The sequence below is a fragment of the Nonomuraea sp. NPDC049684 genome (genome assembly GCF_044465345.1).
In the GTDB taxonomy this organism is placed as follows: domain Bacteria; phylum Actinomycetota; class Actinomycetes; order Streptosporangiales; family Streptosporangiaceae; genus Nonomuraea.
Genome location: NZ_JBITLO010000001.1, coordinates 437,428 through 461,638, shown reverse-complemented (window position 1 = coordinate 461,638; position 24,211 = coordinate 437,428). Strand labels below are relative to the sequence as shown.

Genomic DNA, 24,211 nt, shown 5'->3' with positions numbered 1-24,211 from the left:
CCCCCGCGGCGCGCGTTCGGGGCGGATCGTGCGCGGGTAGGGGTGGGGGAGGCTGTGGCCGTCGGGGGAGGTCACGATGGGGGCTGATGGCGAGCCCGCGGGCAGCGGGCTGGCGTTCGAGGTGCTGGAACCGGCGCCGGTCGGCGTGGCGGTCGCGCGCGGCCCCGACCACCGCCTGGTCTACACCAACGCCGCCTACCGCTCCCTGTTCGCCGACACCCGCACCGGCCTGCCGGTCGAGGAGGCGTTCGCGGAGTTCGTCGAGGTGCACTTCCGCGAGCAGTTCGACCGGGTATACGCCACCGGCGAGCCGTTCGTCACCACGGCGGAGCCGGAGTACGTCGTCGGGCCGCAGTGCGAGGAGCGGCGGTTCTTCACCTCCAGCCTGTCGCGCGTGGTCTTCGGGCCGGGCGACTACGGCGTGCTCGAAGTGGTGATGGACGTGACCGACCAGGTCACCGCGGCCCGCCGGATCGAGGCCCTGGCCGAGGAGCGCCGCCGCATCCTGCGCCGCTACGAGAGCCTGATGAAGGTCAGCGCCCAGATCGTCTGGGTGACCACCCGCGACGGCTACGTGAAGGAGCCCAGCCCGAGCTGGGAGCGGGTCACCGGGCAGCCGTGGGAGCGGCATCGCGGGCAGGGCTGGCTGAAGATGGTCCATCCCGACGACCGCCAGGACACGATCAGGTCGTGGGCCGGGGCGGTCAGCAGGGCCACCGAGACCTGGGAGCACGTCTACCGGCTGCACACCGCCGACGGCTCCTACCGGCACTTCGAGATGCGGGCCGTGCCCATCTGCGAGAACGGCCAGGTCGTGGAGTGGGTGGGGTCGTGCACCGACATCGAGGAGCAGTGGCAGGAGCAGCGGCGGCAGCGCCTGCTCGACAGCGCCGCGGCGGCCACGGCCCAGCTCACCAGCCTGGAGGAGATGCTCGGCGCGCTGTCGGAGGTCATCGTGCCCGAGCTGGCCGACGGCTGCGGCGTCTACCTCATCACCGACCTCACCGGCGAGCGGCACGGCGGGACGCCGTTCGTCGTCGAGCGGCTGGTCACCGCGGTACGTCGCGGCCTGGTGCCGCTGTCGCCGTACAGCGAGGAGCAGCTCGACGACGGCAACGCCTTCGTGACGGTCGTCCGCCGGCGGCGGCCCGTGCTGCAGACGTTCCCCGCCGGGTGCCCGCCGCCCGACCTGGCGCCGGCCGGCACCCGCGCGTGGCTGGCGGCCAGCGGCGCCAACAGCATGCTGGTCCTGCCGGTCGTGGTCGACGGCGCCGTGCCCGCCGTGGTCGGGGTGGTGACGTGCGGAGACCGTCCGGCGATCAACCGGGCCGACATCACGCTGCTGGGCAACATGTTCGGCCACGCCCACGACGCCCTGAGCCGGGCCATCCGCTTCCAGCGCACCCAGCAGGTCGCGCTGGCCCTGCAGTACAGCCTGCTCGCCGAGCCGCCGCGCCTGCCCGGCCTGCGGATCGTGGCCCGCTACCGGGCCAGCCCCAGCGCCGCCGAGGTGGGCGGCGACTGGTACGACTCCTTCGTCCTGCCCGACGGCGTCCCGGCGCTGGTCATCGGCGACGTGGCGGGGCACGACCTGTCGGCGGCCGTCCTGATGAGCCAGTTGCGCAACATGCTGCGGGCGCTGGCGATGGACCGCTGCGAGCCGCCCGGCGAGATCCTGACCCGGCTCAACGTCGCGATGGGGTCGTTGTCCTCCGAGGTCACGGCCACGTGCGTGTTCGCACGGGTGGAGGAGGGCAACGGCGGACACCGGCTGCGGTACGCGGTGGCCGGCCATCCGCCGCCCCTGCTGGTCACCGCCCAGGGCCACGGACGTTTCCTGGAAGAAGCCGTCAGCCCGCTGCTCGGTTTCCCCGACGACGGGACCCGCGCCTCCAGGACCGAGCCGCTGCCGCCGGGCAGCACGGTGCTGCTCTACACCGACGGGCTCATCGAACGCTCGGGCGAGCACCTGGACCTCGGCCTCGCCCGGCTGCGCCGGGTGGCGGAGTCGCTCGCCGCCGAGCCGCTGGAGAGCTTCTGCGACCAGGTGCTCAGCGGCCTGCCCAGCACCGGCCTCGACGACATCGCCGTCATCGCCCTGCGGCTGCCGCCCGTGGAGGAGGAATGATCAGGAGGGCAGCGCGCCCGTGATCCTGCACAGGTCGTGCAGGGCGCTGTGGTCGAGGATCGCCCGTCCGGAGTCCCCGGCCAGCAGGGCGGCCGCGATCTCGCGTCCCATGGCCTGGACGGCCGGGTCGCGTGCGGCCATGGCGTACCCGGCGCTCCCGGCCATGCCCGCGATGACGCGGGAGAAGTCGAAGGTGTCGGTGAACAGCAGTCCGGAGCTGACCGCGTGGACGGCCGAGCAGGCGCGGGCCGGCGGCAGCGGACCCCGGGGGGCCGCGCGGAGCTCGCGGACCACGGCCGCGCGATCGACGGGCACCGGCCTGCCGCCCGCGGCGGCCACCATGTTGACGGCCAGGTAGCCGAAGAGCAGCGTGGCGAGCGCGGTGGGGACGAGCGACAGCACCGCGCCGACCGGCCGCCCGGTGACGCCGTTCCACGGACGCGCTCCCCACGGCCGGGGGCCCGCGGCGGACAGCGCCTGCGCGGCGCCGCGCAGGGCGCTGCCCAGCCACGCGGCTGCGGTGCCCGTGACGACCAGCCCGGTGAACCCGACCGAGAAGACCGGCCCGCTCTGCGACAGGACGACGAGGCGCGGCAGAGGAGCCATGCAGGACGACAGATTCTCGGCGCCGCACGCCGCGTTGACCAGGTGGATCATGATGAGCGGCACCAGCCCGAACACGGTCAGCAGCATGAGGATCCCGGCGCCCGCCACGACCGGCGCGGTGCCGCCCCGCCCCCCGGCCGCCACGCCGAAGCAGAACGCCCCGGCCAGGGCCACGGCGGTCGCCACGACGAGCAGAGGGGCGAAGAGGGCGGCGGCGCTCTCCACGGGCACGGCCCCCGTGAGCGGCACGCCGCCGAAGGTCGAGCGCAGCCACCCGTAGAAGGGGATCATCACCCCGGCGTAGGCGAGGCAGATCGCCAGCGCGGTGACGTTGACCGCCGGCAGCGGCATGCGAGGGGCGGCCAGACGGCTCGGCGGCGCGTCCCGCCAGACGGCCGCGAGGGGCCGGGGCGGCAGGCCGCGCCGCGCCGCCCAGCCGGCCGACGCGGCGGCGCAGGCCAGCACGAAGCAGAGCTGCAACGTCGGGTTGGCAGCGGCGCTGAACAGGCCGAACCAGAAGATGTCCCAGCTCGCCGCGCTGTTGACCATCCACGCGGTCATGTCGAACCAGAAGCTCAGCCACGCCCCGAAGATCACCGCCGACAGCGCCGAGCCGGCCAGCGCGGCCGTACGGACCCGCCGGGCCAGCGGCAGCCACACCGACGCGCACAGGACCGCCCACCTGAGCATGAGCTGGAACAGGACGGCGAGCAGCACCGCCAGCACGACCGCGATCACGGGGGAGGCAGCCAGGATGTCGGTCCACGAGCCGGTCGCGGTGACCAGCGGCGGCGCGACGAGCTGACCGGCCACCAGCCCCGCCGTCAGCGCCAGCGCGGCCGGCAGCGTGGACGGCGGACGCGTGTGCGTGGCCTGCGCCAGCAGCCCGGCCCGCCACACCGTGCCCGCGACCGCGCCGGTGGCCAGCGCCCCGAACAGCACCCCGACGGCCAGGCGCTCCGGGCTGAACAGGGCCACGGGAACATTGAAGATCATCTCCACGAGGTGGACGCACGGCGAGTACCCCAGTCCGAGCAGTCCCCCGGCGGCCGCGGACTCCACCACGCCGATCCGGAACAGCCGGGGCGCGCCGCGGATGACGTCCGCCCGCTCCTCGTCGCCGGGGTGGAAGGACCACGGCCCCCGGTCCCGGCGGCGCCGCCCGCCGTCCGCCCGCGCGGGGGTCAGCGTGTCCAGGAGCAGCCGCTCGCCGTCCGGCGTGGCGCAGCCGCGCAGGTCGGCGTAGTACTCCCTGGTCCGCAGCACCGAGGTGCGGGCGAACCACAGCAGGGCCAGCACGGCCGCCAGCCGCCACGGCAGGACGGTGAGCAGGCCCGGCTCGACCGCCGCGAGCAGCAGCAGGGGCAGCGCGACGACCAGCAGGTACGCCCACCAGATCGCGAAGGCGAACGTGGTCAGGCCGACGTCCCTGTTGCGCAGATGGGCCAGCTCGTGGGCGAGGACGGCGTCGAGCTGCCCGGGGTCGGCGTCGGCCGCGCGCAGCAGCCCGAGGTCGAGGATGATCCGGTACCGGGGACGCCGGCCGAAGGCCCGGCCGCTCGCGCTCGCGCGCAGGGTCGCGACGTACACCTCGGTCCCGGGGGCCAGGGCCCGTACGGTGTCCTCGACGCGCCGCACCACGGCGGCCATGCCCTCGTCCACCGCGAACTGGGCCAGCGGCCGCGGCCGGGAGAGCATGACCAGGCGCGGGTGGAGGAGGTGGATCACGACGGCCACGGCGAGCATCCCGGCCACCATGCCGGCCACCACCCACCCGGTACGCGCCGACTCGCGCTCGGCGCACTCGACGTAGGCCGAGACCAGGACGCCGTCCGGGACCCGTCCCGCGCCGGATTCCACGGCCAGGGCGCAGGCGCGAAGGCCGAGACTCGTGCTGCCGGCGGTGTACCGGTCGAGCAGCACCAGGTAGAGGTGCACGGCGCTGGCGACCGCGACGACGATCATGAGCAGGAAGCGGGCCGTGGTGGCCGCAGGCAGCGCGAACGGGTCCAGCCGCGGCGGCGGCGCCGCGAGCGGGCCGGCCGTCGCCTGCCGGGAGGGGCCGACGGGCGGGCGCACGGTCAGGGCCGCGGGTCGATGAGGGCCGCGGCGAGCAGCGTGTTCACCCGCTGGGCCAGCTCCGCGGGCATCCCCGCCGCCAGCACGATCTCGGCCGCCTGCGCGCCGATCGCCGCCGCCTCGACCGCGCTGACCCTGGGCAGCGGCGTGCGCTCGCCCTGCGGGGCGACGGCCGAGGTCAGCGCCCTGCGACGGCGGCGCTCGCGCCACCGGGCCCGCAGCCGGTCGACCCGCTCGGTCGTCATGCCCGTCAGCACCTCGCAGGCCACGCCGTTGAGCAGGGTCAGGACCACGCCGAGCACGAGCTGCATGCCCTCGCCCGCGTCGAAGCCGGTGGGCTGGTCGCGTTCGCGTCCGCGCAGCGTCGCGCGGACCGCGCGTCTGCGGGCGGCCGGGTTGCCGAAGAAGTCCGCGCAGGCCAGCGGCAGGAAGCGCACGTCCTCGGGGGCCACGTCGAGCAGGATCGCGCGGGCGGCCTCTTCGATGGTCGGCGCCGTACGACGGGAGCCGTCGCCGGTGGTGCCGGGTGGTGGGGAGCCTGGTTCGGGCATGTCTCCTCGCCTGACTTGAACTGAGTCCCCGAATCACCCCTATGAGAGCATGTCTGCCGCTGCGCGGATACATGACCGCGGAATGTGATCGACCCCTTTCGCGAACGTCCCGCCGCCCGGGGGAGCGTTGCGCTGGAAGTGAAGAGCGGGGGTCCGGCCGGGCCGGGTGGGCCAGGATGGCAGGCATGCGGACACTTGTTCTCGGCGGCACGAGGTTTCTGTCCAGGGAGATCGCGCGGCAGGCCCGCGACCGGGGGCACGAGGTGGTGTGCGCGGCGCGCGGGCTGGCCGGCGAACCGCCCCCGGGCGTGGAGTTCGTCCGGGTCGACCGGGCCGAAGACGGCGGGCTCGCGCCGCTGAAGGGGGCGTTCGACCTGGTCGTCGACGTCGCCAGGCTGCCCAGCCAGGTGCGGCGCGCGGTCACGGAGCTGGCGGGCCGGGCCGGTCATTACACGTTCGTCTCGTCGTGCAGCGTCTACTCCGACGCGACCAGGGTCAGCCAGGTCCTGCACGACCCGCTGCCCGACGGCGCCGACGAGAACGACCCGGAGAACTACGGGCCGGCCAAGGTGGCGTGCGAGCAGTTCCTCGGCGACGGCGCGCTGCACGTACGGGCCGGGCTGATCGTCGGCCCCGAGGACCAGTCCGACCGGTTCACCTACTGGGTCGAGCGGCTGGCGCGCGGCGGGCCCGTGCTGGCTCCCGGCTCGCCCGGCGATCTGGTGCAGCTCGTCGACGTACGCGATCTCGCGGCCTGGACGCTCGACGCCGCGCGGGCCGGGCTCACCGGCCCGTACGACGGCATCTCCATGCCCTTCACCAGGGGCGAGCTGCTGGCGGGCATCGCCGAAGGGCTGGCGGTGGCGCCGGAGCTCGTCTGGGCGGGCCAGGAGTTCCTCACCGAGCACGAGGTCGCGCCGTGGGCCGGGCCGCGGTCGCTGCCGTTGTGGTTGCCGTTGCCGGAATACGCCGGGTTCATGGCCCGGGACACCTCTGCCACGTTGGCCGCCGGTCTGCGGATCCGTCCGGTCGCCGACACGGCCCGCGACACGCTCGCCTGGCTGCGCGACTCCGGCCACGAGGTCACCCGTGCCGGCCTCACCCCCACCGAAGAGTCAACCCTCCTCCACCTCCTTCCCTAACCCCGCCCCCGCCTCCCGCCTCCCGGGCCCCCGCCCCCGCCTCCCGCCTCCCGACCCCCCGCCTCCCGACCCCCGCCTCCCGACCCCCGCCTCCCGACCCCCGCCTCCCGACCCCCGCCTCCCGGGCTCCGGGCTCCCGCCTCGCAGGCTCCCGCCTCCCGGGCTTCGGGGCCCTTGGCCCCCGGCCTCAGGCCCCCAGGCCCCCAGGACCTCCGGCTCCCCAGGATTTCCGGCCCCCCGGCCCCCCGGCCCCCCCGGCCCCCCGGCCCCCGGCCCCCTGGCCCGCCCGGCCCCCCCGGCCCCCCGGCCCCCCGGCCCCCCGGGCCCCCGGGCCCCCGGGCCCCCCGGGGCCTTGGGGGCCTCGGCCCTCGACTGCTTGGTTGGTCGTGCGGGTAGGCCGTGAGCGGGATCATGGATGGTGTGTTGCGCGTGACGATGAACGACTCCGCGGCCGGTCTGCTCGGCATGCCGGGTGGCCCGGCCCTGCCGGCACCGCCGGGCGGCCTCGCCCCCGGCCTGCGGGAACGGGTGGCCCAGGGGCTCGTCCAGCGCGGTGAGGTGCTCGGCTGGGCCGCCTCGACGGACGGCGCCGAACGCGCCCCCGCGCCCTTCCACGACCTCACCGGCTGGGAGTGCGACCGGAGTTCCGTGCACCTGGAGGACTTCGTCCCGGTCGAGGTCGGCACCGCCGATCACGCGCCCGTGATCGGCGACGAGGGCCAGCGGGTGCTGCTGCTGCACGGCGTGGCGCTGGCCCTGGAGGTCGGCCGGCTCGCCCGCGCCCTGCACCCGCCCGGCGCGGTGCGCTGCGTCGTGACCGCGAACGAGACCAGCGCGACGTTCCGGTTCCACCGGATCAGGCCGGGCGAGAGCTGGAACGCCCCCGACCTGGACGGGTACGCCGGCGACAAGGTGATCGTGGTGGAACAGGGGCCGTTCGCCGCACTCCAGGAGCATCCGGGCGTGCCGGACGCCGCGTACGATTCCTGATCGTGTCGATGAGGTTGAGCCTCGTGAAGATCGAGGCCGCGCTGCTGGAGTCCGTACGGGCCGACCCCGCCCTCATCGCGGCGGTCTTCGAGGGCCGGTCGCCCGGTCTCCCCCTGGAGACGGACGTGTTCGCGGACGACCACCGCTCGCTCACCGCCATCGCCGAGGGACGCGCCGAGGCCGAGCACGGCACCGCGGGGTGGAGGCAGTGCTTCCCCTGGCTGGCGGCGGCCACCGGCGAGGACGGCGCGAACGACGTGGCCGGGTGCGAGGTCGGCTACGGGCCGCCGTTCGTGCTGGAGCCCGCCCAGGTGGCGGCGGCCGCGCGGGGGCTGGCCGAGGAGGGGTGGCGGTTCGGCGCCGGTCACGCGGGCGGGGCGTACGAAGGGCTGGAGGCGCTGGCGCCGTTCTACGCGGCGGCGGCCCGCGAGGGAAGGGCGGTCGTGGGCGCGGTTCGCTGACGGCCCTCGCCCGCTCGCGCGCTCCGCGGCCCCGCCGACTGATGCCCCGGGCCTCTGCGTGAACGTGCCGCCGGTGGTGTGGTGGGGGTGTGAAGGTTGGGGGCGGGTACCGTGCAGACTGCCCCAGGGGTGGGGGGTCGCGCCTAACGTCCCGGAATATGCAGACAGTGGACGTTCTGGTGGTGGGGGCGGGGCTGGCCGGGTTGAGCACGGCCCGGCTGCTGGCCCAGCGGGGGCTGAACGTCATGGTCGTCGATCGGCGCAGGTCGTTGTCGGCCGGCGTCCGGACCACCGGGATCTTCGTACGCCGCACCCTTGACGACTTCGACCTGCCCGGCCACCTGCTCGGGCCCGGTGTCCGGGACGTCCTGCTGTACCCGCCGTCCCGGCGCTCGCCGATCCGGCTCACCAGCGACCGCGACGAGTTCCGGGTGGCCGACATGGCCGCCGTCTACGAGCACGCCCGCCGCGCGGCGGAGTCGGCCGGCGCCCGCGTCCTGCTGGGCGTCCGGTACACGGGCATCTCATCGGGCCTCGCCCGACTGGAGCACACGAGCGGCGCAGAGGACACCGAAGACACCGAGGGCGCGGACGGTGGGAAGGACGTGCTGACCTCCGAAGCCGGGAAGGGCGTGGACGGCGGGAAGAGGCCAGGGCACGGAAGGGGCGGGGAGGGCGCCGAAGGGGGAGATGGCGCGCCGACCCCCGACGTCAGGAAGGGGCCGGAGGGCTGGAGGGGCGGGGAATCCGCCGGAGTTCTGAAGGCCGCCGAATCCGCGAAGGATGGCGAGGGGGTCGGGGGGGCGAAGGGCGGCGAATCCGCGAAGGGGGGCGAGGGGGTCGGGGGTGTGAAGGGCGGCGAATCCGCGGAGGGTGTGGAGAGGGTTGGGGGGTGTGGAGGTGGTGGGGGTCAGGTTTGTCGTGGGGGCGGATGGGGCTCGGTCGCGGGTGGCGCGGGATCTCGGCCTCGACGTCAACCGGCGGTTTCTCGTCGGCGCCGAGATCGTCCATGCGGTCGCGCCGGGGTCGGGGTTTCCGGCGTTTCACTGCGTGTTGGATCCACGGGTGGCGCCGGGGTACCTCGGATGGGTGGTGGACGACGGGCGGCACGCCCATGTGGGTGTCGCGGGCGAGCCGGGGGCGATGCGGGCCGGCGTCCGCCGTCTGCTGGACGCCTTCGCCGCCGACGCGCCCGGTCGTGCGGCGCCCGCCGGGCCGGTCGAGCGCCGGGGAGGCCCGATCCCGGTCGGGGGCGTGCTGCGCCGGCTGGCCTGCCCGGACGGGCTGCTGGTCGGGGACGCGGCGGGCGCGGTGTCGCCCCTGACGGCCGGTGGGCTGGACCCTTGCCTGCGGATGTCCGAGCTGGCCGCGGCGGTGATCGCCGACTATCTGCGTACCGGCGACCGGGAGGTGCTGAAGCGGTACGACGGGGCCGCGCTCAGGGCCCGGTTCCGGGGCCGGTTGCTGCTGCGGCGGCTGTTGGCGGGGATCCGGTCGCCGGTCTTGGCCGAGGCCGCGGTGGCCGTCCTGCGCACCCGCGCCGGCCGGGCGCTGGCGGCACGCATCCTGTTCGGCGACGGCTCCTTCCCCGAGATCGAACCCCGGCTCGCGGCGGGAGTGGGCAGGGGCCGGTGACCCTGACGGGGGCCCGGCGGGTCAGGGGCGTGAGCGGGCGTGGTGGGTTCCGGGCGGGGCGTGCTCGCGATCGGGGCGAAGCGCGGATCCAAGAGGGCGGGCCGGAGGAAGTGGGGGGAAGAACGCGAGAAGCCGGGAAAACGAGAAGCTGGGAAAAGGGAAAAGGTCGTAAAACGGGAGCGACCCCGTGAGAGCACGGGGTCGCGGAGTTGCGTGGTTAGGGCTTGGTGTAGCCGCCCGTGTAGGCGCCGGACCCGCTGTAGGCGTACACGCGGATGCGGTAGGTGCCCGCCGTGCCGTTGTAGGTCAGCGACTCGTCAGGCCCGCTGCCCGCGCTGCTGGCCACCGTGGTCCAGCCGAGGATGCCCTGCTTCTGCAGGTACAGGTCGAAGTCCACGCCGGAGGGTCCGTCGAGGCACGCCTTGTGCGTCCCGGCGGCGGCCGTGTAGCCGGAGCTGTTCGGGTAGTACACGTTCTGCCCGCTGGTCAGGTTGCCGGAGAACGGCGTCTGGTAGCCGGTGCAGTTGCCGGGGGTGGTCCCGACCGTGATGCTCTTGCTGGTGGAGTTCGTGGCCCCGCCGTTGTCGGTCACGGTGAGGATCACGGTGTACGTGCCCGCGGCGGCGTAGGTGTGCGACACGGTCGCGCCGCTGCCTGTGGAGCCGTCGCCGAAGGTCCACGCGTAGGAGGCGATGGTCCCGTCGGGGTCGGTGGAGCCGGAGCCGTTGAACGAGCACGCCCGCGTGGTGTTGTCGCACGACTGGGTGAAGCCGGCCACCGGCGGCTGGTTGCCACCGGTCGTCGGCGGGTACTGCGTGGCGTCGTGCACGTCGAGCAGCGGCTCCTTGACCCCGTCACTGGCGTCGTCGGTCCAGTTGAGGTTGCCCGTGGCCTTGAGCTTGTCCCGTACGGCCAGCGCCCCCGCCCGGGTGGTGGGCTTGTTCGAGCCGCTGGTCAGCACGGCCGCGGCGCCCGCGACGTGCGGGCTGGCCATGGAGGTGCCGCTGATGGTGTTGTAGCCGCCGTTCATCCACGTGGAGTAGATGCAGGTGCCGGGGGCGGCGACCTCGACCGTGGTGCCGTAGTTGGAGAACCAGGCGAGCGTGTCGTCGGTGTCGGTCGCGCCGTCGGTGCGGCACGGCACGGTGATCGTGCCGGCCAGGCCGCCGGGCTGGCCGTCGAAGTCGGTCACGGCCGAGACGGTGACGACGTCGGGGTGGTTGGCGGGGAAGAAGCCGGAGGCGTCGGCCGAGCTGTTGCCGGCGGCCACGACGACGACGATGCCCGCGTTGGTGGCGTTCGTGATCGCGTTGCTGATCGCGGAGCTGCTGCAGCCCTGGCAGCCGAGGCTCAGGTTGATGACCTCGATCGTGCTCGCCCTGGCCACGACCCAGTCGAGACCGGCGGCGATGCCGGCCAGCGTGCCCGAACCCGCCGAGTTGAGCACCTTGACGGCGTGGATGCGGGCGCCGGGGGCGACGCCGACCGCGCCGACGGAGTTGTCGATGGCGCCGATCGTGCCGGCCACGTGGCTGCCGTGACCGTTGTCGTCGTCGCCGGTGCCCGAGCAGACGCCGCTGGTGCAGTTGGTGCTGGCCACCACGTTCAGGTCGGGGTGGTCGAGGTCGACGCCGGTGTCCACGACCGCCGCGTCCACGTCGACGCGGACGTCGTCGGTGCCGTCGATGTCGAGGTTGATGTTCTGGTCGGCGTAGATGCGCTTGATGCCGCTCGGTACGGTCTGGGCGAAGGCGTGCACCTCGTGGTCGGGCTCGACGGTGAGGACACCGGGCTCGCCCTTCAGCTTGGCGGCCTCCTCGGGGGTGAGGAGGGCCGAGTAGCCGTGGAAGGCGTACCGGTAGGTTCCCACCAGCACGCCCTTGTGCGCCGTGACCTGCTGCTGCGCCTCGTTCGCCACCTGCGCCCGCGACACGCCGGAGAGCTGGACGATGTAGCGCTGCTGGTCGGCGGCGGCCGGGGTGTCGGCCTCGGCGGCGGTGGCCCAGCCGGACAGTGCCAGGCAGACGCCGGAGGCCAGGGCTAACAGGGTTGAGATTCGACGCATGGAAACGCCTTTCTCCGGGGGTGACATGAGCTGCGCTCATGCGGCTTGTGAGCGGAACATCGCATATGACAGCGAGTCAGGCAATACTGAAATATCTGTCATAGAACACATCGGTCTGGGTCGTTCCGACGAAGAACCGCGGCCGTCATAGTGGCGGTGAACGAACCGGGCGGTCCCCGCCGGCTCTAGGGTCGGGCGCAGTCGACCAGGGGGGACACCGGTGCCGGAGCTGGAGGAGATCGATGCGTGGCTGCGTCACCGGCTGGCGGGGCTGCTCGCCGAGAACGAGGTGCCCGGGGCCGCCGTGGCGGTCCACGCGGGCGGCCGGACGGTCGAGGTCGCGGCCGGGACGCTGAGCACGGCGACGGGCGTCGAGGCGACCCCCGGCTCCCTGTTCCAGATCGGCTCGATCACCAAGGTGCTGACCGCGACGCTGGCCATGCAACTGGCCGACGAGGGCCGGCTCGACCTGGACGCGCCCGTGCGCGACTGCCTCCCGGCGTTCCGGATCGGCGACGAGCGGGCCGCCCGGCGGATCACCGCGCGGCAGCTCATGTGCCACGTCGCGGGCTTCGAGGGGGACGTCTTCACCGACACCGGCAAGGGCGACGACTGCGTCGAACGGTTCCTGGACGTCCTGCACGACGTGCCGCAGCTGTTCGAGCCCGGCGAGATGTTCTCCTACAACAACGCCGGCTACTGCGTGCTGGGCCGGATCATCGAGGTCGTGCGGGGCAAGCCGTTCGACGCGTGCCTGCGCGACCACCTGCTCACGCCGCTCGGCATGACCCACGCCGCCTGCGACCCGTACGAGGCCATCGTGCACCGCACCGCGGTCGGCCACGTCCAGCGCACGCCGGACGGCCCGTACCGGCCGACCCCGGTGTGGGCGCTGGCCCGCTCGAACGCGCCCGCCGGGTCGATGCTGGCGATGCCGCCGCGTGACCTGCTGGCCTTCGCGCGCATGCACCTCGCCGGCGGCGTCGGCCCGGACGGCGCCCGCGTGCTGAGCGCGGCGAGCGTCGCGGAGATGCGGCGGCCGCAGGTCGCCCTGCCCGACTTCGCCCAGGGCACGGCCTGGGGCCTGGGCTGGGAGCTCTTCGAGTGGCCCGGCGGGGCGGTCTTCGGCCACGACGGCAGCACCGTCGGCCAGTCGGCGTGCCTGCGCGTGGCGCCGGGGCGCGACGTGGCGGTGGTCGTCGTCGCCAACGGCGGCCGGACGCGGCCCGTGTTCGCCGAGATCACCGGCCGCGTGCTGGGCGAGCTGGCCGGGGTCGAGCCGCCCGCGCCCCCGGCGCCCGGCCCGGCCCCCGTCCCGCCCGCGAACGCCGCCCGGTACGCCGGCACGTACACGTCGAGCACCTGCGAGACGGAGGTGACCGTGGACGGCGCCGGACGGCTGTGGCTGCGCCGGACGCCCGTGGGCATCACCGCCGACCTGGACGAGGTGCCGTACCGCACCGAGCTGGCCGCCTGGCGCGACGACGTGCTGATCCCCCTCGAACCCGAGCGCGGCGCGCACGCGCCGATCGCCTTCCTCGGCGACGACGGGACCGGCCGCGCCCTCTACCTGCACGACGGCCGCGCCGACCGCCGCACGTCCGGCTGAACCACCGCACCCACAACGGCCCGCCGGCGCTCCCGCGCCGGCGGGCCGTCGTCATGCCCGCCCCCGGCTCCGCGCCGCGCTGATCAGTTGGTCCGCCCGGACGAACCCCGGCCCCAACGTTCGATGTCCGCGACGAACACCGCCGGGGACGCGGGTCCCACTATCGTCGGATGGATTTGGAGAGCGATCGCGTGCTGGCGATCCGGGATCTGTCGGTCGAGATCCGGCGCGGCGACAGGGTCGTCCGCCCGGTCTCGGACGTCAGTCTGGTGCTGAACCGCGGCGAGACCCTGGGGATCGTCGGCGAGACCGGGTCCGGCAAGTCCATGACCGGTCTCGCGATCATGGGCATGCTGCCCGCCGGCGGCCGGGTGACCGGCGGCTCGATCGACTTCGGCGGCGAGGAACTGGTCGGCCTGCCCGCCGCGCGCTACCGGGCCCTGCGCGGCAACGAGATCGCCATGGTGTTCCAGGACTCGCTGACGGCGCTGAACCCGACCCGGCGCATCGGCGACCAGGTCGCCGAGCCGGTCCGGCTGCACCACGGCGCCTCCAGGCGGGCCGCCCGCGAACGCGCCGCCGAGGTGCTCGCCCTGGTCGGCCTGCCCCGCCCGGCCGAGCGCATGGACGACTACCCGCACCAGCTCTCCGGCGGCATGCGGCAGCGCGTGATGATCGCGATGGCGCTGGCCTGCGAGCCGCGGGTGGTCATCGCCGACGAGCCCACCACGGCGCTCGACGTCACCATCCAGGCCGAGATCCTCGACCTCCTGGACGGCCTGCGGTCCCGGCTCGGCATGTCGATGATCCTCATCACCCACGACATGGGCGTCATCGCCCGGCACGCCGACCGCGTCGGCGTCATGTACGCCGGCCGCCTGGCCGAGACCGCCCCCACCTCCGTGCTCTTCGACCGGACCCGCCACCGCTACACGCACGCGCTGCTGGCCTCGATCCCCTCGCTCACCCACGACCGGGACGAGCGGCTGTTCAGCATCCCCGGCGCGCCGCCCGACCTGACCGCGGCCGGGCCCGGCTGCCCGTTCGCGCCGCGCTGCGACGCCGCCACCGACCGGTGCCGCGAGGAGCGTCCGGCTCCCGTGACCGAGGACGGCGGGCACGTGCATGTCTGCCACCACCCGGCCACCGGACCGGCCGACCGGGTCGTGAGCCGCTTCCGCGCCCGCCCGGTGGAGCCGCCGGCGTCCTCGGAGCGCGCGCCGCGGCTGCGCGTCGCCGACCTCAGGCGCGAGTACCCGGTCGGCGGCAGGGGCCTGTTCGGCGCGCGCCGCACCCTCAAGGCGGTCTCCGGCGTGAGCTTCGAGGTTGCTGCGGGGGAGACGTTCGGGCTGGTCGGCGAGTCGGGGTGCGGGAAGTCCACGCTGGGCAGGATGCTCGTCGCCCTCGACCGGCCCACCTCCGGCGAGGTGATCTTCGACGGCGAGCCGGTCAGCCGGATGGGCGCGCGGGCGCTCGGCCCGCGCCGGAGCCGGCTGCAGATGATGTTCCAGGACTCCGGCGCCGCCCTCGACCCCCGCATGCGCATCGGCACGATCCTGCGCGAGCCCCTGGCGATCCAGGGCGCGGGCGACCGCGCCCACCGCACGGCCCGCGCCCGCGAGCTGCTGCGGGACGTCGGCCTTCCCGCAGGCGTCATGGAGCGCTACCCGCACGAGCTGTCCGGCGGGCAGCGGCAGCGGGTGAACCTGGCCCGCGCCCTGGCCCTGGACCCGGCGGTGCTGGTCGCCGACGAGCCGGTCAGCGCCCTGGACGTCTCCATCCGCTCCCAGGTGCTCAACCTCATGCGCGCGATCCAGCTCGAACGCGGCCTCAGCAGCGTGGTGATCTCGCACGACCTCGCCGTCGTGCGGTACCTGGCCGACCGGGTCGGCGTCATGTACCTGGGCAAGCTGGTCGAGACCGGCACCACCGAAGAGGTGTACGGCGCCCCCGCCCACCCCTACACCGCCGGCCTGCTGGCCGCCGTCCCCGACGCGGACCCGCAGGCCCGGCAGCCGCGCGGCGAACGCGTGCGCGGCGAGCTGCCGAGCCCGATCGACCCGCCCAGCGGCTGCCGCTTCCGCACCCGCTGCGCCCTGGCCGACGACCTGTGTGCCCAGGCCGAGCCCCTCCCGCGGCCGGTCACCGGCAGCCACCAGGTCGCCTGCCACCACCCGCTCCAGCCGCTCGAACCCGCGGCCACCCCGCTGAAGGGAGCCTCCCGGTCATGACCTGGTACGTCGTCCGGCGCCTGGCGATCTCGGTCGTCGTCCTGCTCGGCATCTCCGCGGTGGTGTTCCTGCTGCTGCACCTCGTCTCGGACAGCCCGGGGCGGGTGGTCCTGGGCCAGCGCGCCTCGCCCGAGGCGGTCGCCGACTTCAACCGGCAGCACGGGTACGACCGCCCGGTCCTCGCCCAGTACGTCGGCTACCTGGGCCGGCTCGCCCGGGGAGACCTGGGCAGGTCGTACAAGCTGAACGAGAACGTGGCCACCCTGCTCGGGCAGAACGCCGGCCGCAGCGCGATGCTCTCCGCGGCCGGACTGGCGCTCGCGCTGGTGATCGCCGTGCCGCTCGGCGTGCTCCAGGCGGTCCGGCGCAACAGCGTCGCCGACCGGCTGCTCACGGCGGTCTCGTACGTGCTCTACGCGACGCCGTCGTTCCTGCTCGGGCTGATCCTCATCGCCGTCTTCAGCCAGGCGCTGCCGATCTTCCCGGCCGAGGCGTCCCAGTCGCACTCGCCCTGGGTCGTGCTCACCGATCCGCGGGCGATGGCGTTGCCGGTCATCACGCTGGCCGCGGCCAGCGTCGCGGTGTTCGCGCAGTACCAGCGCTCCTCGGCCCTGGACCAGCTCGGCCAGGACTACATCCGGGTGGCGCGGGCCAAGGGCCTGCCCGAGCGGCTGATCCTGCTGCGCCACCTGCTGCGCAACGCCTGCCTGCCGCTGGTCACCCTGGTCGGCACGCTCATCCCCACCCTCCTGGCGGGCAACCTGATCGTCGAGTCGCTGTTCAACTATCCCGGCCTCGGCCTGCTGTTCCTCAACAGCCTGCAACGCGAGGACTATCCGGTGCTGCTCGCCTACACCCTCGTCGGCGGCGTCCTGACCGTGGCCGGCAACTTCGTCGCCGACCTCGTGGTCGCCGCCGCCGACCGCCGAATCGAGCTGACGAAATGACCACACAGAACGTGGAGGCCACGCCGGAGGCCGAGACCGTCCCGGCGCGGGACCGGCGCCGGGTGCTGCGCGGGCTCCGGCGCAGCCCGCTCGGCCTGACCGGCGGCCTGCTCCTGCTGCTGATCGCCGGGTTCTGCTTCCTCGGGCCGCTGCTCCACCCCACCAACCAGATCGACGTGGACCTGGTCAACGCGGCCCTGCCGCCCGGCCCCGGCCATCCGCTCGGCACGGACGCCAACGGCTTCGACGTGCTCGGCCGGCTGATGGCCGGCGGCCGCCTGTCGCTGCAGATCGGCCTGCTCGCCGCCCTGTTCGCCACCGCGATCGGCACCCTGTACGGCGCCGTCGCGGGCCTGGCCGGAGGCGTCGTGGACGGGTTCCTCATGCGGCTGGTCGACGTCATGCTCTCGGTGCCGTTCCTGTTCTTCGTCCTCATCCTGTCGGCCCGCTTCCACGCCGACGCGCTGTCGCTGAGCCTGGTCATCGGCGGGTTCTCCTGGCTGGTGTCGGCCCGGCTGGTCCGCGGCGAGGTGCTGACGCTGCGGGTGCGGGAGTTCGTGCTGGCCGCGCGGGTGATGGGCGCCTCCCGCCGGCGGCTCATCCTCACCCACCTGATCCCGAACGCGCTCGGCGTGATCATCGTCAACATCACGTTCCAGGTCGCCGACGCGATCCTGGTCGTGGCGGCGCTGGGCTTCCTCGGGTTCGGGCTGACGTACCCGACCGAGGACTGGGGCAGCCAGCTCGCCGGCGGCGTCGCCTACATCTCGGCCGACTACTGGTGGCTGATCTACCCGGTCGGGGGCTGCATCGTCCTGACGGTGCTCGCGCTCAACCTGCTCGCCGACGCCCTGCGCGACGCCGTCGGGCGGCAGGCCGACTGATGGAACCTCGTCGCGCATCTCCACCCCCACATGTAGGGAGCCTGCAATGACGCACGTGTCCGGACAGCGGCGAGCACGCCTGGCGGTGGCGCTCGCCGCCGCGGTGGCGATGCTCGCCACAGCGTGCACCGGCGGCGGGGGCGCCGCGAAGGACCCCGCCGCGGCCTACGCCAGCCAGCCGGCGCAGTCGGGCAAGCCCAAGGACGGCGGCACGGTCACCGTCGCGCTGACCCCCGGCCTCAGCCCGAACTACATCTACCCCTACCCGCCGGCCGCCGCCAACGGGACCGTCATCGCCCGCGGCCTGATGTGGCGCTCCCTCTACCGGCCCAGCGGCGAGGGCGACCAGGTGGCCGACGCCGAGCTGAGCCTGGCCGAGCCGCCCGCCTACAGCGCCGACCGCAAGACCGTGACCATCAAGATGAAGGACTACAAGTGGTCCGACGGCAACCCGGTCACCGCCGGTGACGTCGTCTTCTCCCTGACGCTGCTCAAGGCGGCGCTCGCGGAGAGCCCGGCCAACTGGAGCTTCTACACCCCGGGCCAGTTCCCCGACGGGGTCACCGCCAAGGCCGCCGCGCCCGGCACGCTGACCCTCGAACTGGAGACGGCCTACAACCCGTCGTACCTGATGTCGATGCTGACGCTGCTGTACGTGATGCCGTCCAAGGCGTGGGACATCGACCGCGCGGGCGGCCCGCACCTCGACTACACCAAGCCGAAGAACGCCACGGCGATCTACAAGTACCTCACCAAGGAGTCGGAGTCGCAGTCCACGTTCGCCACCAACCCGCTGTGGCAGGTGGTCAACGGCCCGTACCGGCTCAAGAGCTTCGACCCGACGACCGGCTCGTTCTCGCTGGCGCCCAACGAGTCCTACAGCGGGCCCGGCGACTCGCGGCTCGACCAGGTCGACTTCAAGGCGTTCACCTCGGCCGCCGCGGTGCTCAACCAGTTCAAGGCGGGGAACCTGACCGTCGGCACGCTCGACTCCAGCTTCATCACGCAGATCGGCGCGCTGAAGGCCAAGGGGTTCAACGTCTACGGCGCGCCCGCGCCCGCCCGCTTCGACTCGCTGACCATCAACTTCGGCAACACCGTGAACGGCTTCGACAAGATCATCGCCCAGCCGTACGTCCGGCAGGCCCTCCAGCGCCTGATCGACCAGCCGGGCTACATCGCCGGCCGGGGCATCTACAACGGCGCGGGCTCGCCCAACTACAGCACCGCGGGCAGCGGCTCGCCGTACCCCCCGGCGTTCGGCGACGCGCCGCCGTACCCGCACGACCCGGCGGCGGCGGCCAAGCTGCTCACCGACAACGGCTGGCAGGTGGTCCAGAACGGCTCCACCACCTGCGTGCGGCCCGGCACCGGGCCGGGCGAGTGCGGCGCCGGCATCCCGCGCGGCCAGAAGATCAGCTTCACCCTGGCCTCCGCGAACACCCCCGCCTACGTCGGCGCCCGGGACGTCGCCTTCGCCTCGGCGGCCAAGAAGCTCGGCATCGAGGTCAAGATCGTCACCAAGTCCCTCACCTACATGTACGCCAACTACGGCAACACCTTCGCCCCCGCGAACAAGAACGAGTGGGCGATGCAGGACTACGGACCGCTCTACCTGGCGGCCGGTTACCCCAGCAGCAACACCGTCTTCAACGCCAAGGGCAGCTTCAACCTCGGCGGCTACCGCGACGACGAGGTGGACCGGCTCATCGACGCCTCGACCTTCGGCGCCGACGCCGGGGCCCTGTCGGCCGAGGTGACCAGAATCGCCCAGGAACTGCCCGTGCTGTTCTTCCCGACCCCGCACACCCTGGTCGTGTGGAAGGACACGCTGTCCGGCCCGCAGTCGTCGTTCCGGGCACTGCTCAGCTACCTGTACACGCCCGAACTGTGGTACTTCCACGCATGACGCCCGACGCCTTCGCCCGGCCGCTGCGCCACCTCGACCCGGCCGCCGCCGCCGTCGCGGACGCCCGCACGCTGCGCGAGCTGGTCGGCGACGCCCGCGTGGTGGCCGTCGGCGAGGGGGCGCACAATGTCACCGAGTTCTACCGGCTCAAGGACCGGCTGTTCCGCATCCTCGTCCGCGAGCTGGGGTTCTCGGCGTTCGTGATGGAGTCCGGCTTCGCCGAGGGGCTGGCCGTGGACGCCTGGGTCCACGGCGGGCCCGGCGCGGCGGCGACGGTCGCCCGCGACGGCATCACCTACCGGTTCGGCGAGTGCGAGCCGATGCGGCGGCAGCTTCGCTGGATGCGCCGCCGCAACTCGGCGGGCCCGGCGCAGGTCTCCTTCTACGGGATGGACCTGCCCGGCTCGTCCACCTCGCCCGGCCCGGCGGTGCGCGCGTGCCTGGACCGCATGCCGGCCGGGCCGGGCGACGAGGAGCTGCTGATCCTGAGCGACCTGGGCGGCCGGACCGAGGCGGCGGTCCGGTACGCGGCCATGCCCCCGGCCGGCCGGGCCCGCCTGATCGCGGGGCTGCGCGAGCTGGCCGGGCGCGCGCTCCGGTCGCAGGACCCGGTGCTGCGCCGGTGCGCCGCCTCCCTCCAGGCGTTCGCCGACGAGGCCGAGGCGGGGGAGGCCGTGCCGGCGGGCCTGCCGTATCCCCGGGACCGGTTCATGGCCGAGACCGTGGAATGGGTGCTCGAACGGGAGGAGCGGATCGTCGTCAGCGCCCACAACTCCCACGTCCGGCGCTCGCCCTTCCACGGCCGGCCGACGCTGGGCGGCATGCTCGCCGCGTCCCTGGGAGACGGCCTGGTCGTCGTCGGCACGACCTACGGCTCCGGCCCGGAGGTGCGCTTCACGCAGCGCTCCCCGCGGCCGTTCGACTGCGACGTCTCGCTGGAGGCGCGCACCCTGCCGCCCAACTGCGTGGAGGCGCCGCTCGACCGCCTCGGCCCGCCCGTGACCGTCGTCGACCTGCGCCGCGCGCCGGGGGAGCTGTTCGACGGGATCGACGGCACGCTCGCCGGCGGCGGCCTCGACCCGGTGGACGACTTCCCGGCCGCCTACGACGCCCTGATCCACGTCCGCCGGGTCGGCCGGGTCCCCGGCGCGTTCGAACGGCTCCAGGCCGAGTTCGACGCCGCCCGTCCCGCCAGTCCCGCCCGTCCTGAATCGCCGGAGTTGTCGTGACCCTCTCCTATCCGCTCGCCTATCCGCCCGCGCGCACCGTCGAGGTCGTCGAGGACGTCGCGGGCGTCCGCGTGCCCGATCCGTACCGGTGGCTGGAGGAGGAGACGCCCGAGGTGCGGCGGTGGCAGCGGCGGCAGGCCGAGCTGGCCGCCGCCGTCGCCTACGACGGGCAGGACCCGGCGGCCGCCCGGGACCTGATCCTGGCCTTCGACGCCGGTTCCCGCCCGCCGCTGCCCAAGTATGCGGCCGGCCGCTGGTTCCGCCCGGTCACCCCGCCCGGCGGGACGGCGGCCACCGTGGTCGTCGCCGACCAGCCCTACGGCCCCGGCCGGACGGTGGCCGACCTGGCGCAGTTCGGCGGCACGCGGGACGCGGTGCTGTCCTGGCTGGCGCCCTCCCCGGACGGCCGCGTCCTGGCCCTCGGCGTGTGCGTCGACGGCAGCGAGCACAACACCATCCGGCTCGTCGAGGTCGACACCGGCCGCACGCTCGACGCGCCCGCCCAGGTCCTGCACAGCGCGTGGGCCGGCGGCGTCTCCTGGACGCCCGACAGCGGCGGCTTCTCCTTCCTCGCGCTCACCGGCCCGCCGGAGGAGTTCCGGCAGGCGGTCTTCACCCACCGCCTCGGGACGCCGGGGGAGACCGTCGTGGAGCCGATCCCGGTCCCGGCCGGCTCGCGGGAGTACACGCTCGTCCAGTTCTCCCCGGACGGCCGCTGGGCCGTGGCCGCGCACCGGGTGGGCAGCCCGATCCCGTGCGCCGTCCGCGACCTGTCCGTGCCCGGGTCGGCGTGGCGGCCCTTCGTCACCCGCTGCGCCGGCACGGTCGCCGGCCACGTCGTCGGCGACCGCTACGTGGCGGTGACCGACGTCGGCGCGCCGCGCGGCCGGGTGGTCGCCATCCCGCTCGACGCCGCCGACCCGGACGACCCGTCGGGATGGACGGAGCTGGTGCCCGAGGGCGAGACCGTGCTGCGCTCGCTCACGCCGGTCGGCGAGCACCTGTACCTCAGCGAGTTCGACCGGACGTTCGCCCGGGTGCGGATCCTCGACCGCGCGGGCGCCGTCGCCGGCGAGGTGCCGCTGCCCGGCCGGGGCGCGCTCGCCGCCCCCTTCTTCGCCCTGACCGCCCTGGCCACCGGCGTGCCCGCGGCCGACTTCGTCTTCGCCTTCTCCACGCTGACCAGCTCCTGGGGCGTCTACCGGCACCGGCCCGGCCAGGGCGCGCCGCACACCCTGTCGGCCCCGGCGGTCACGCTCGACGCCGAGGTGGCGGAGGGGCAGGCGGTGGCGGCCGACGGGGTCGCGGTGCCGTACCACGTGGTGCGCCCGGCCGGTCTCGACCCGGCGCGGCCCGCGCCGGTGCTCGTCTCGGCGTACGGGGCGGCCAACGTGCCGCTCCTTCCCCAGTACCAGCCGGACCTGGCCGCGTTCGTCGCCGCCGGGGGCGTGCTGGTGCAGGCGTACCTGCGCGGGGGCGGCGAGTTCGGCGGGGACTGGTACCGGGCCGCGCACCGGGAGCGGCGGCACGTCCGCGACTCCGACCTGGTGGCCGTCGCCGAGCACCTGATCGCCGAGGGCGTGACGGCCGCCGACCGGCTGGCGCTGACCGGCGGCTCCGACGGCGGGCTCATGTGCGGGATCGCCGTCACCACCCGGCCCGAGCTGTGGCGGGCCGTCCTGCCGCGGGCGCCGCTGCTGGACCTGATCGGCGGCACCCGCGACCCGTACCTCGACTTCGTCATCCGCAAGGCGTGGGCGGACCCGGACGACCCCGAGGAGGTCCGGCGGCTGCTGCGGATGTCGCCGTACGAGCGGGTGCGCCCCGGCGTCTTCCCCGCGGTCTACCTCCAGGCCGGGGCGACGGACCCGCGCTGCCGTCCCTGGCACGCGCGCAAGTTCGCCGCCCGCCTCCAGGCGGCCCAGCAGGGGGACGAGCCCGTCCTGCTGCACGTCTTCGACGACGCCGGGCACGGCGCGGCCACCCCCCAGGACGTGGCGGTCGCCCAGGACGCCGAATGGCTGGCCTTCCTCATCGGCACGCTCGGCCTGCGCGGCCCGGTCAGTCGTCCGGCGCGGACCTGATCGACATCAGGCGCAGCTGCAGCATGGCCGACAGGCGCGCGTCCGGGGAGCCGAGGTCGATCCGGCCCACCTCGGCCGCGCGCCGCAGCCGGTAGCGGAACGTGTTGGGATGGACGAACATCGCGGCGGCGGCCACCGAGACGTCGCCGAAGGCGTCGAGCCAGGCGTCCAGCGTCTCGACCAGGCTCGTCTGGTGCTCCCGGTCATAGGCGACGACCCGGGCGATCGGCCCGCTCGGGACGTCGCCGCGCGGCACGAGGTCGGCCAGCTCCAGCAGCAGCGCGTCCACGTGCACGTCGTCCAGGCGGGCCACCTGGCGTCCGGCGGCGCCCGAGCGCAGCACGCGCAGCGCCCGGTCGGCGCCCGAACGCGAGCGGGCCAGGGCCGAGATGTCCCCGGCCGGCCGGCCCACCCCGACCAGCGGGCGCAGGCGGGAGCCGACCCGGGCCAGGAACTCGGTGGCCACCAGGACCGCGCGCTCGTCGGCGTCCTGCCGGTTCTGCGGCAGTGGCAGGATGCCGTAGGCGACGTCGCCGACCAGCGCGGCGGCGGCCCGCGGGTGCACGGCCGACAGGTGCATGGCGAAGGCGTCGGCCAGCCGCTTGCGCTCGGCGGCGAGCTGGGCGGGCAGCGGGCTCTCGCCCGGCGGGCCGACGACGGTGAGCGCGAGGACGACCGCGGGCTCGTCCTTCAGCCCTAGGCGGCGGGCGGCCTCCAGGGAGCCGGGCCCGCTCTCCAGCGCGGTGCCCAGCAGCTCGGCCCGCAGCCGCCGTTCCATGTCGGCGTCGGCGCGCTGCCACACCATGTGCATCGCGACCAGCTTGGACGCCTCGTAGAGCGCCTGGGCGCGCTCCTCGCCCAGCGGCTCGGGGACGACGACCCAGATCGTGCCGAGGATCTCGTCGCCGGCGCGCACCGCGATCGCCGCCCGGGGCAGCGCGGGCGGCTGCCGGCCCTCGGGGTCGGGCAGGGGCGCCACGAAGACGGGCCGGTCGCTGCGGTAGATCGCCTGGAAGACGCCGCGTTCCTCCAGGATGCGGGTGTACTGCTCCGGGACCTGGCGGCCCAGGATCGTCCGCACGCGGGAGGTGTCGGTGTCCTCCTGGCGGCTGGAGAAGGCCAGCAGCCGCGAGTGGCGGTCCTCGATGGTGACGGGCGCGTCGAGCAGCGCGGCGATGGCGTTGGCCACGGCGAACAGGTCGCCGGACCCGATCCGGCCCGAGGCGTGGGCGTCGGGGCCGAGCCGGCCGCCGTCGGAGGTCAGCTCGCGCAGCATGCCGGCCAGGTGCGTCCAGGACGCTCCGCGGGCGAAGGCCAGCACCGCCACGTCCGCCCGGCCCGCCGCCGCGACCAGCCGCTCGTCGGCGACGACGGGCGCCCGGACGACCAGCGCGGCGGCGCCGTGCCGCCCGAGCCGGGTCACCACCTGGGCGATCTCGGCCGGGTCGTGCAGGCCGACGCCGAGGACCAGCGCGTCGGCCGGCAGCTCGGGCTCGTCGAGCGGGTCGTGGATGACGACGCCGCCGATGTCGCGGGCGAGCCCGGCGTCGCCGCAGACGACCTGGAGCAGGGTGGTACCGAGTTCCTCCAGGACGCGGCCCAGGCTGGCACGCGGGAGGCCGGTCACGGGGACAAGCACGCTCCCGAAGCTAGCGCCGCCC

The 24,211-nt window shown here is 74.5% G+C and carries 16 protein-coding genes and 1 pseudogene; 13 read left to right on the top strand and 4 right to left on the bottom strand.

The window, feature by feature from the left end:
- Positions 1 to 76: 76 nt before the first annotated feature.
- The gene (locus ACIBST_RS02155; protein ID WP_397168302.1) at positions 77 to 2,128 is read left to right on the top strand and encodes a SpoIIE family protein phosphatase; all 2,052 of its coding nucleotides are present in this window, start codon (positions 77 to 79) and stop codon (positions 2,126 to 2,128) included.
- Here the strand turns inward: ACIBST_RS02155 and ACIBST_RS02150 are convergent, their stop codons facing one another.
- On the bottom strand, positions 2,129 to 4,813 hold the full coding sequence (locus ACIBST_RS02150; protein ID WP_397168301.1) for a M48 family metalloprotease: 2,685 nt from the start codon (positions 4,811 to 4,813) through the stop codon (positions 2,129 to 2,131).
- 2 nt (positions 4,814 to 4,815) lie between these two features.
- Positions 4,816 to 5,364, bottom strand: a complete 549-nt coding sequence (locus tag ACIBST_RS02145; protein WP_397168299.1) for a hypothetical protein — start codon at positions 5,362 to 5,364, stop codon at positions 4,816 to 4,818.
- 185 nt (positions 5,365 to 5,549) lie between these two features.
- Between ACIBST_RS02145 and ACIBST_RS02140 the strand changes: the two genes are divergently transcribed.
- From ACIBST_RS02140 to ACIBST_RS02120, 5 genes and pseudogenes are all read left to right on the top strand, one after another.
- Positions 5,550 to 6,506, top strand: coding sequence for an epimerase (locus ACIBST_RS02140; protein ID WP_397168298.1), 957 nt, complete (start codon positions 5,550 to 5,552; stop codon positions 6,504 to 6,506).
- Between the two features lie 429 nt (positions 6,507 to 6,935).
- Positions 6,936 to 7,496 (top strand): hypothetical protein, encoded by a 561-nt coding sequence (locus ACIBST_RS02135; RefSeq protein WP_397168296.1) that lies wholly within the window; start codon positions 6,936 to 6,938, stop codon positions 7,494 to 7,496.
- 2 nt (positions 7,497 to 7,498) lie between these two features.
- Positions 7,499 to 7,957: a hypothetical protein gene (locus ACIBST_RS02130; protein WP_397168294.1), complete on the top strand. Its 459-nt coding sequence runs from the start codon at positions 7,499 to 7,501 to the stop codon at positions 7,955 to 7,957.
- A gap of 158 nt (positions 7,958 to 8,115) precedes the next feature.
- Positions 8,116 to 8,265 (top strand): annotated as a pseudogene (locus ACIBST_RS02125) (FAD-dependent oxidoreductase); the annotation flags it as partial.
- Between the two features lie 742 nt (positions 8,266 to 9,007).
- Complete coding sequence (locus tag ACIBST_RS02120; RefSeq protein WP_397168293.1) at positions 9,008 to 9,592, top strand: hypothetical protein; 585 nt, start codon at positions 9,008 to 9,010, stop codon at positions 9,590 to 9,592.
- 217 nt (positions 9,593 to 9,809) lie between these two features.
- On the opposite strand, the gene ACIBST_RS02115 is transcribed toward ACIBST_RS02120, so the two are convergent.
- Complete coding sequence (locus ACIBST_RS02115) at positions 9,810 to 11,657, bottom strand: S8 family serine peptidase (protein WP_397168291.1); 1,848 nt, start codon at positions 11,655 to 11,657, stop codon at positions 9,810 to 9,812.
- A gap of 220 nt (positions 11,658 to 11,877) precedes the next feature.
- Here ACIBST_RS02115 and ACIBST_RS02110 point away from each other — a divergent pair, with 220 nt between their 5' ends.
- From ACIBST_RS02110 to ACIBST_RS02080, 7 genes are all read left to right on the top strand, one after another.
- Positions 11,878 to 13,266, top strand: a complete 1,389-nt coding sequence (locus ACIBST_RS02110; RefSeq protein WP_397168289.1) for a serine hydrolase domain-containing protein — start codon at positions 11,878 to 11,880, stop codon at positions 13,264 to 13,266.
- Between the two features lie 170 nt (positions 13,267 to 13,436).
- Positions 13,437 to 15,497: a dipeptide ABC transporter ATP-binding protein gene (locus ACIBST_RS02105; RefSeq protein WP_397168288.1), complete on the top strand. Its 2,061-nt coding sequence runs from the start codon at positions 13,437 to 13,439 to the stop codon at positions 15,495 to 15,497.
- A complete protein-coding gene (locus ACIBST_RS02100) occupies positions 15,494 to 16,444 on the top strand; it encodes an ABC transporter permease (protein WP_397168287.1) in 951 nt (316 codons plus the stop codon). The genes ACIBST_RS02105 and ACIBST_RS02100 overlap by 4 nt, the downstream gene beginning before the upstream one ends.
- Positions 16,441 to 17,328 carry an ABC transporter permease gene (locus ACIBST_RS02095; RefSeq protein ID WP_397168285.1) on the top strand — a complete coding sequence of 296 codons (888 nt, stop codon included), beginning with the start codon at positions 16,441 to 16,443 and terminating at the stop codon, positions 17,326 to 17,328. Before ACIBST_RS02100 ends, ACIBST_RS02095 begins: the two co-directional genes overlap by 4 nt.
- A gap of 46 nt (positions 17,329 to 17,374) precedes the next feature.
- Positions 17,375 to 19,237: an ABC transporter substrate-binding protein gene (locus ACIBST_RS02090; RefSeq protein WP_397168283.1), complete on the top strand. Its 1,863-nt coding sequence runs from the start codon at positions 17,375 to 17,377 to the stop codon at positions 19,235 to 19,237.
- A complete protein-coding gene (locus ACIBST_RS02085; protein WP_397168282.1) occupies positions 19,234 to 20,466 on the top strand; it encodes an erythromycin esterase family protein in 1,233 nt (410 codons plus the stop codon). Before ACIBST_RS02090 ends, ACIBST_RS02085 begins: the two co-directional genes overlap by 4 nt.
- The gene (locus ACIBST_RS02080; RefSeq protein ID WP_397168280.1) at positions 20,463 to 22,550 is read left to right on the top strand and encodes a prolyl oligopeptidase family serine peptidase; all 2,088 of its coding nucleotides are present in this window, start codon (positions 20,463 to 20,465) and stop codon (positions 22,548 to 22,550) included. Before ACIBST_RS02085 ends, ACIBST_RS02080 begins: the two co-directional genes overlap by 4 nt.
- Here ACIBST_RS02080 and ACIBST_RS02075 read toward each other — a convergent pair.
- On the bottom strand, positions 22,528 to 24,189 hold the full coding sequence (locus ACIBST_RS02075) for a helix-turn-helix domain-containing protein (RefSeq protein WP_397168278.1): 1,662 nt from the start codon (positions 24,187 to 24,189) through the stop codon (positions 22,528 to 22,530). The genes ACIBST_RS02080 and ACIBST_RS02075 overlap by 23 nt on opposite strands.
- Positions 24,190 to 24,211: the final 22 nt, after the last annotated feature.

What these genes read in the sequence shown, in the direction of transcription:
- ACIBST_RS02155 (WP_397168302.1), top strand. Translation starts at nt 77, where the DNA reads ATGGGGGCTGATGGCGAGCCCGCGGGCAGCGGGCTGGCGTTCGAGGTG.
- ACIBST_RS02090 (WP_397168283.1), top strand. Translation starts at nt 17,375, where the DNA reads ATGACGCACGTGTCCGGACAGCGGCGAGCACGCCTGGCGGTGGCGCTC.
- ACIBST_RS02100 (WP_397168287.1), top strand. Translation starts at nt 15,494, where the DNA reads ATGACCTGGTACGTCGTCCGGCGCCTGGCGATCTCGGTCGTCGTCCTG.
- ACIBST_RS02095 (WP_397168285.1), top strand. Translation starts at nt 16,441, where the DNA reads ATGACCACACAGAACGTGGAGGCCACGCCGGAGGCCGAGACCGTCCCG.
- ACIBST_RS02145 (WP_397168299.1), bottom strand. Translation starts at nt 5,364, where the DNA reads ATGCCCGAACCAGGCTCCCCACCACCCGGCACCACCGGCGACGGCTCC.
- ACIBST_RS02115 (WP_397168291.1), bottom strand. Translation starts at nt 11,657, where the DNA reads ATGCGTCGAATCTCAACCCTGTTAGCCCTGGCCTCCGGCGTCTGCCTG.
- ACIBST_RS02105 (WP_397168288.1), top strand. Translation starts at nt 13,437, where the DNA reads ATGGATTTGGAGAGCGATCGCGTGCTGGCGATCCGGGATCTGTCGGTC.
- ACIBST_RS02085 (WP_397168282.1), top strand. Translation starts at nt 19,234, where the DNA reads ATGACGCCCGACGCCTTCGCCCGGCCGCTGCGCCACCTCGACCCGGCC.
- ACIBST_RS02140 (WP_397168298.1), top strand. Translation starts at nt 5,550, where the DNA reads ATGCGGACACTTGTTCTCGGCGGCACGAGGTTTCTGTCCAGGGAGATC.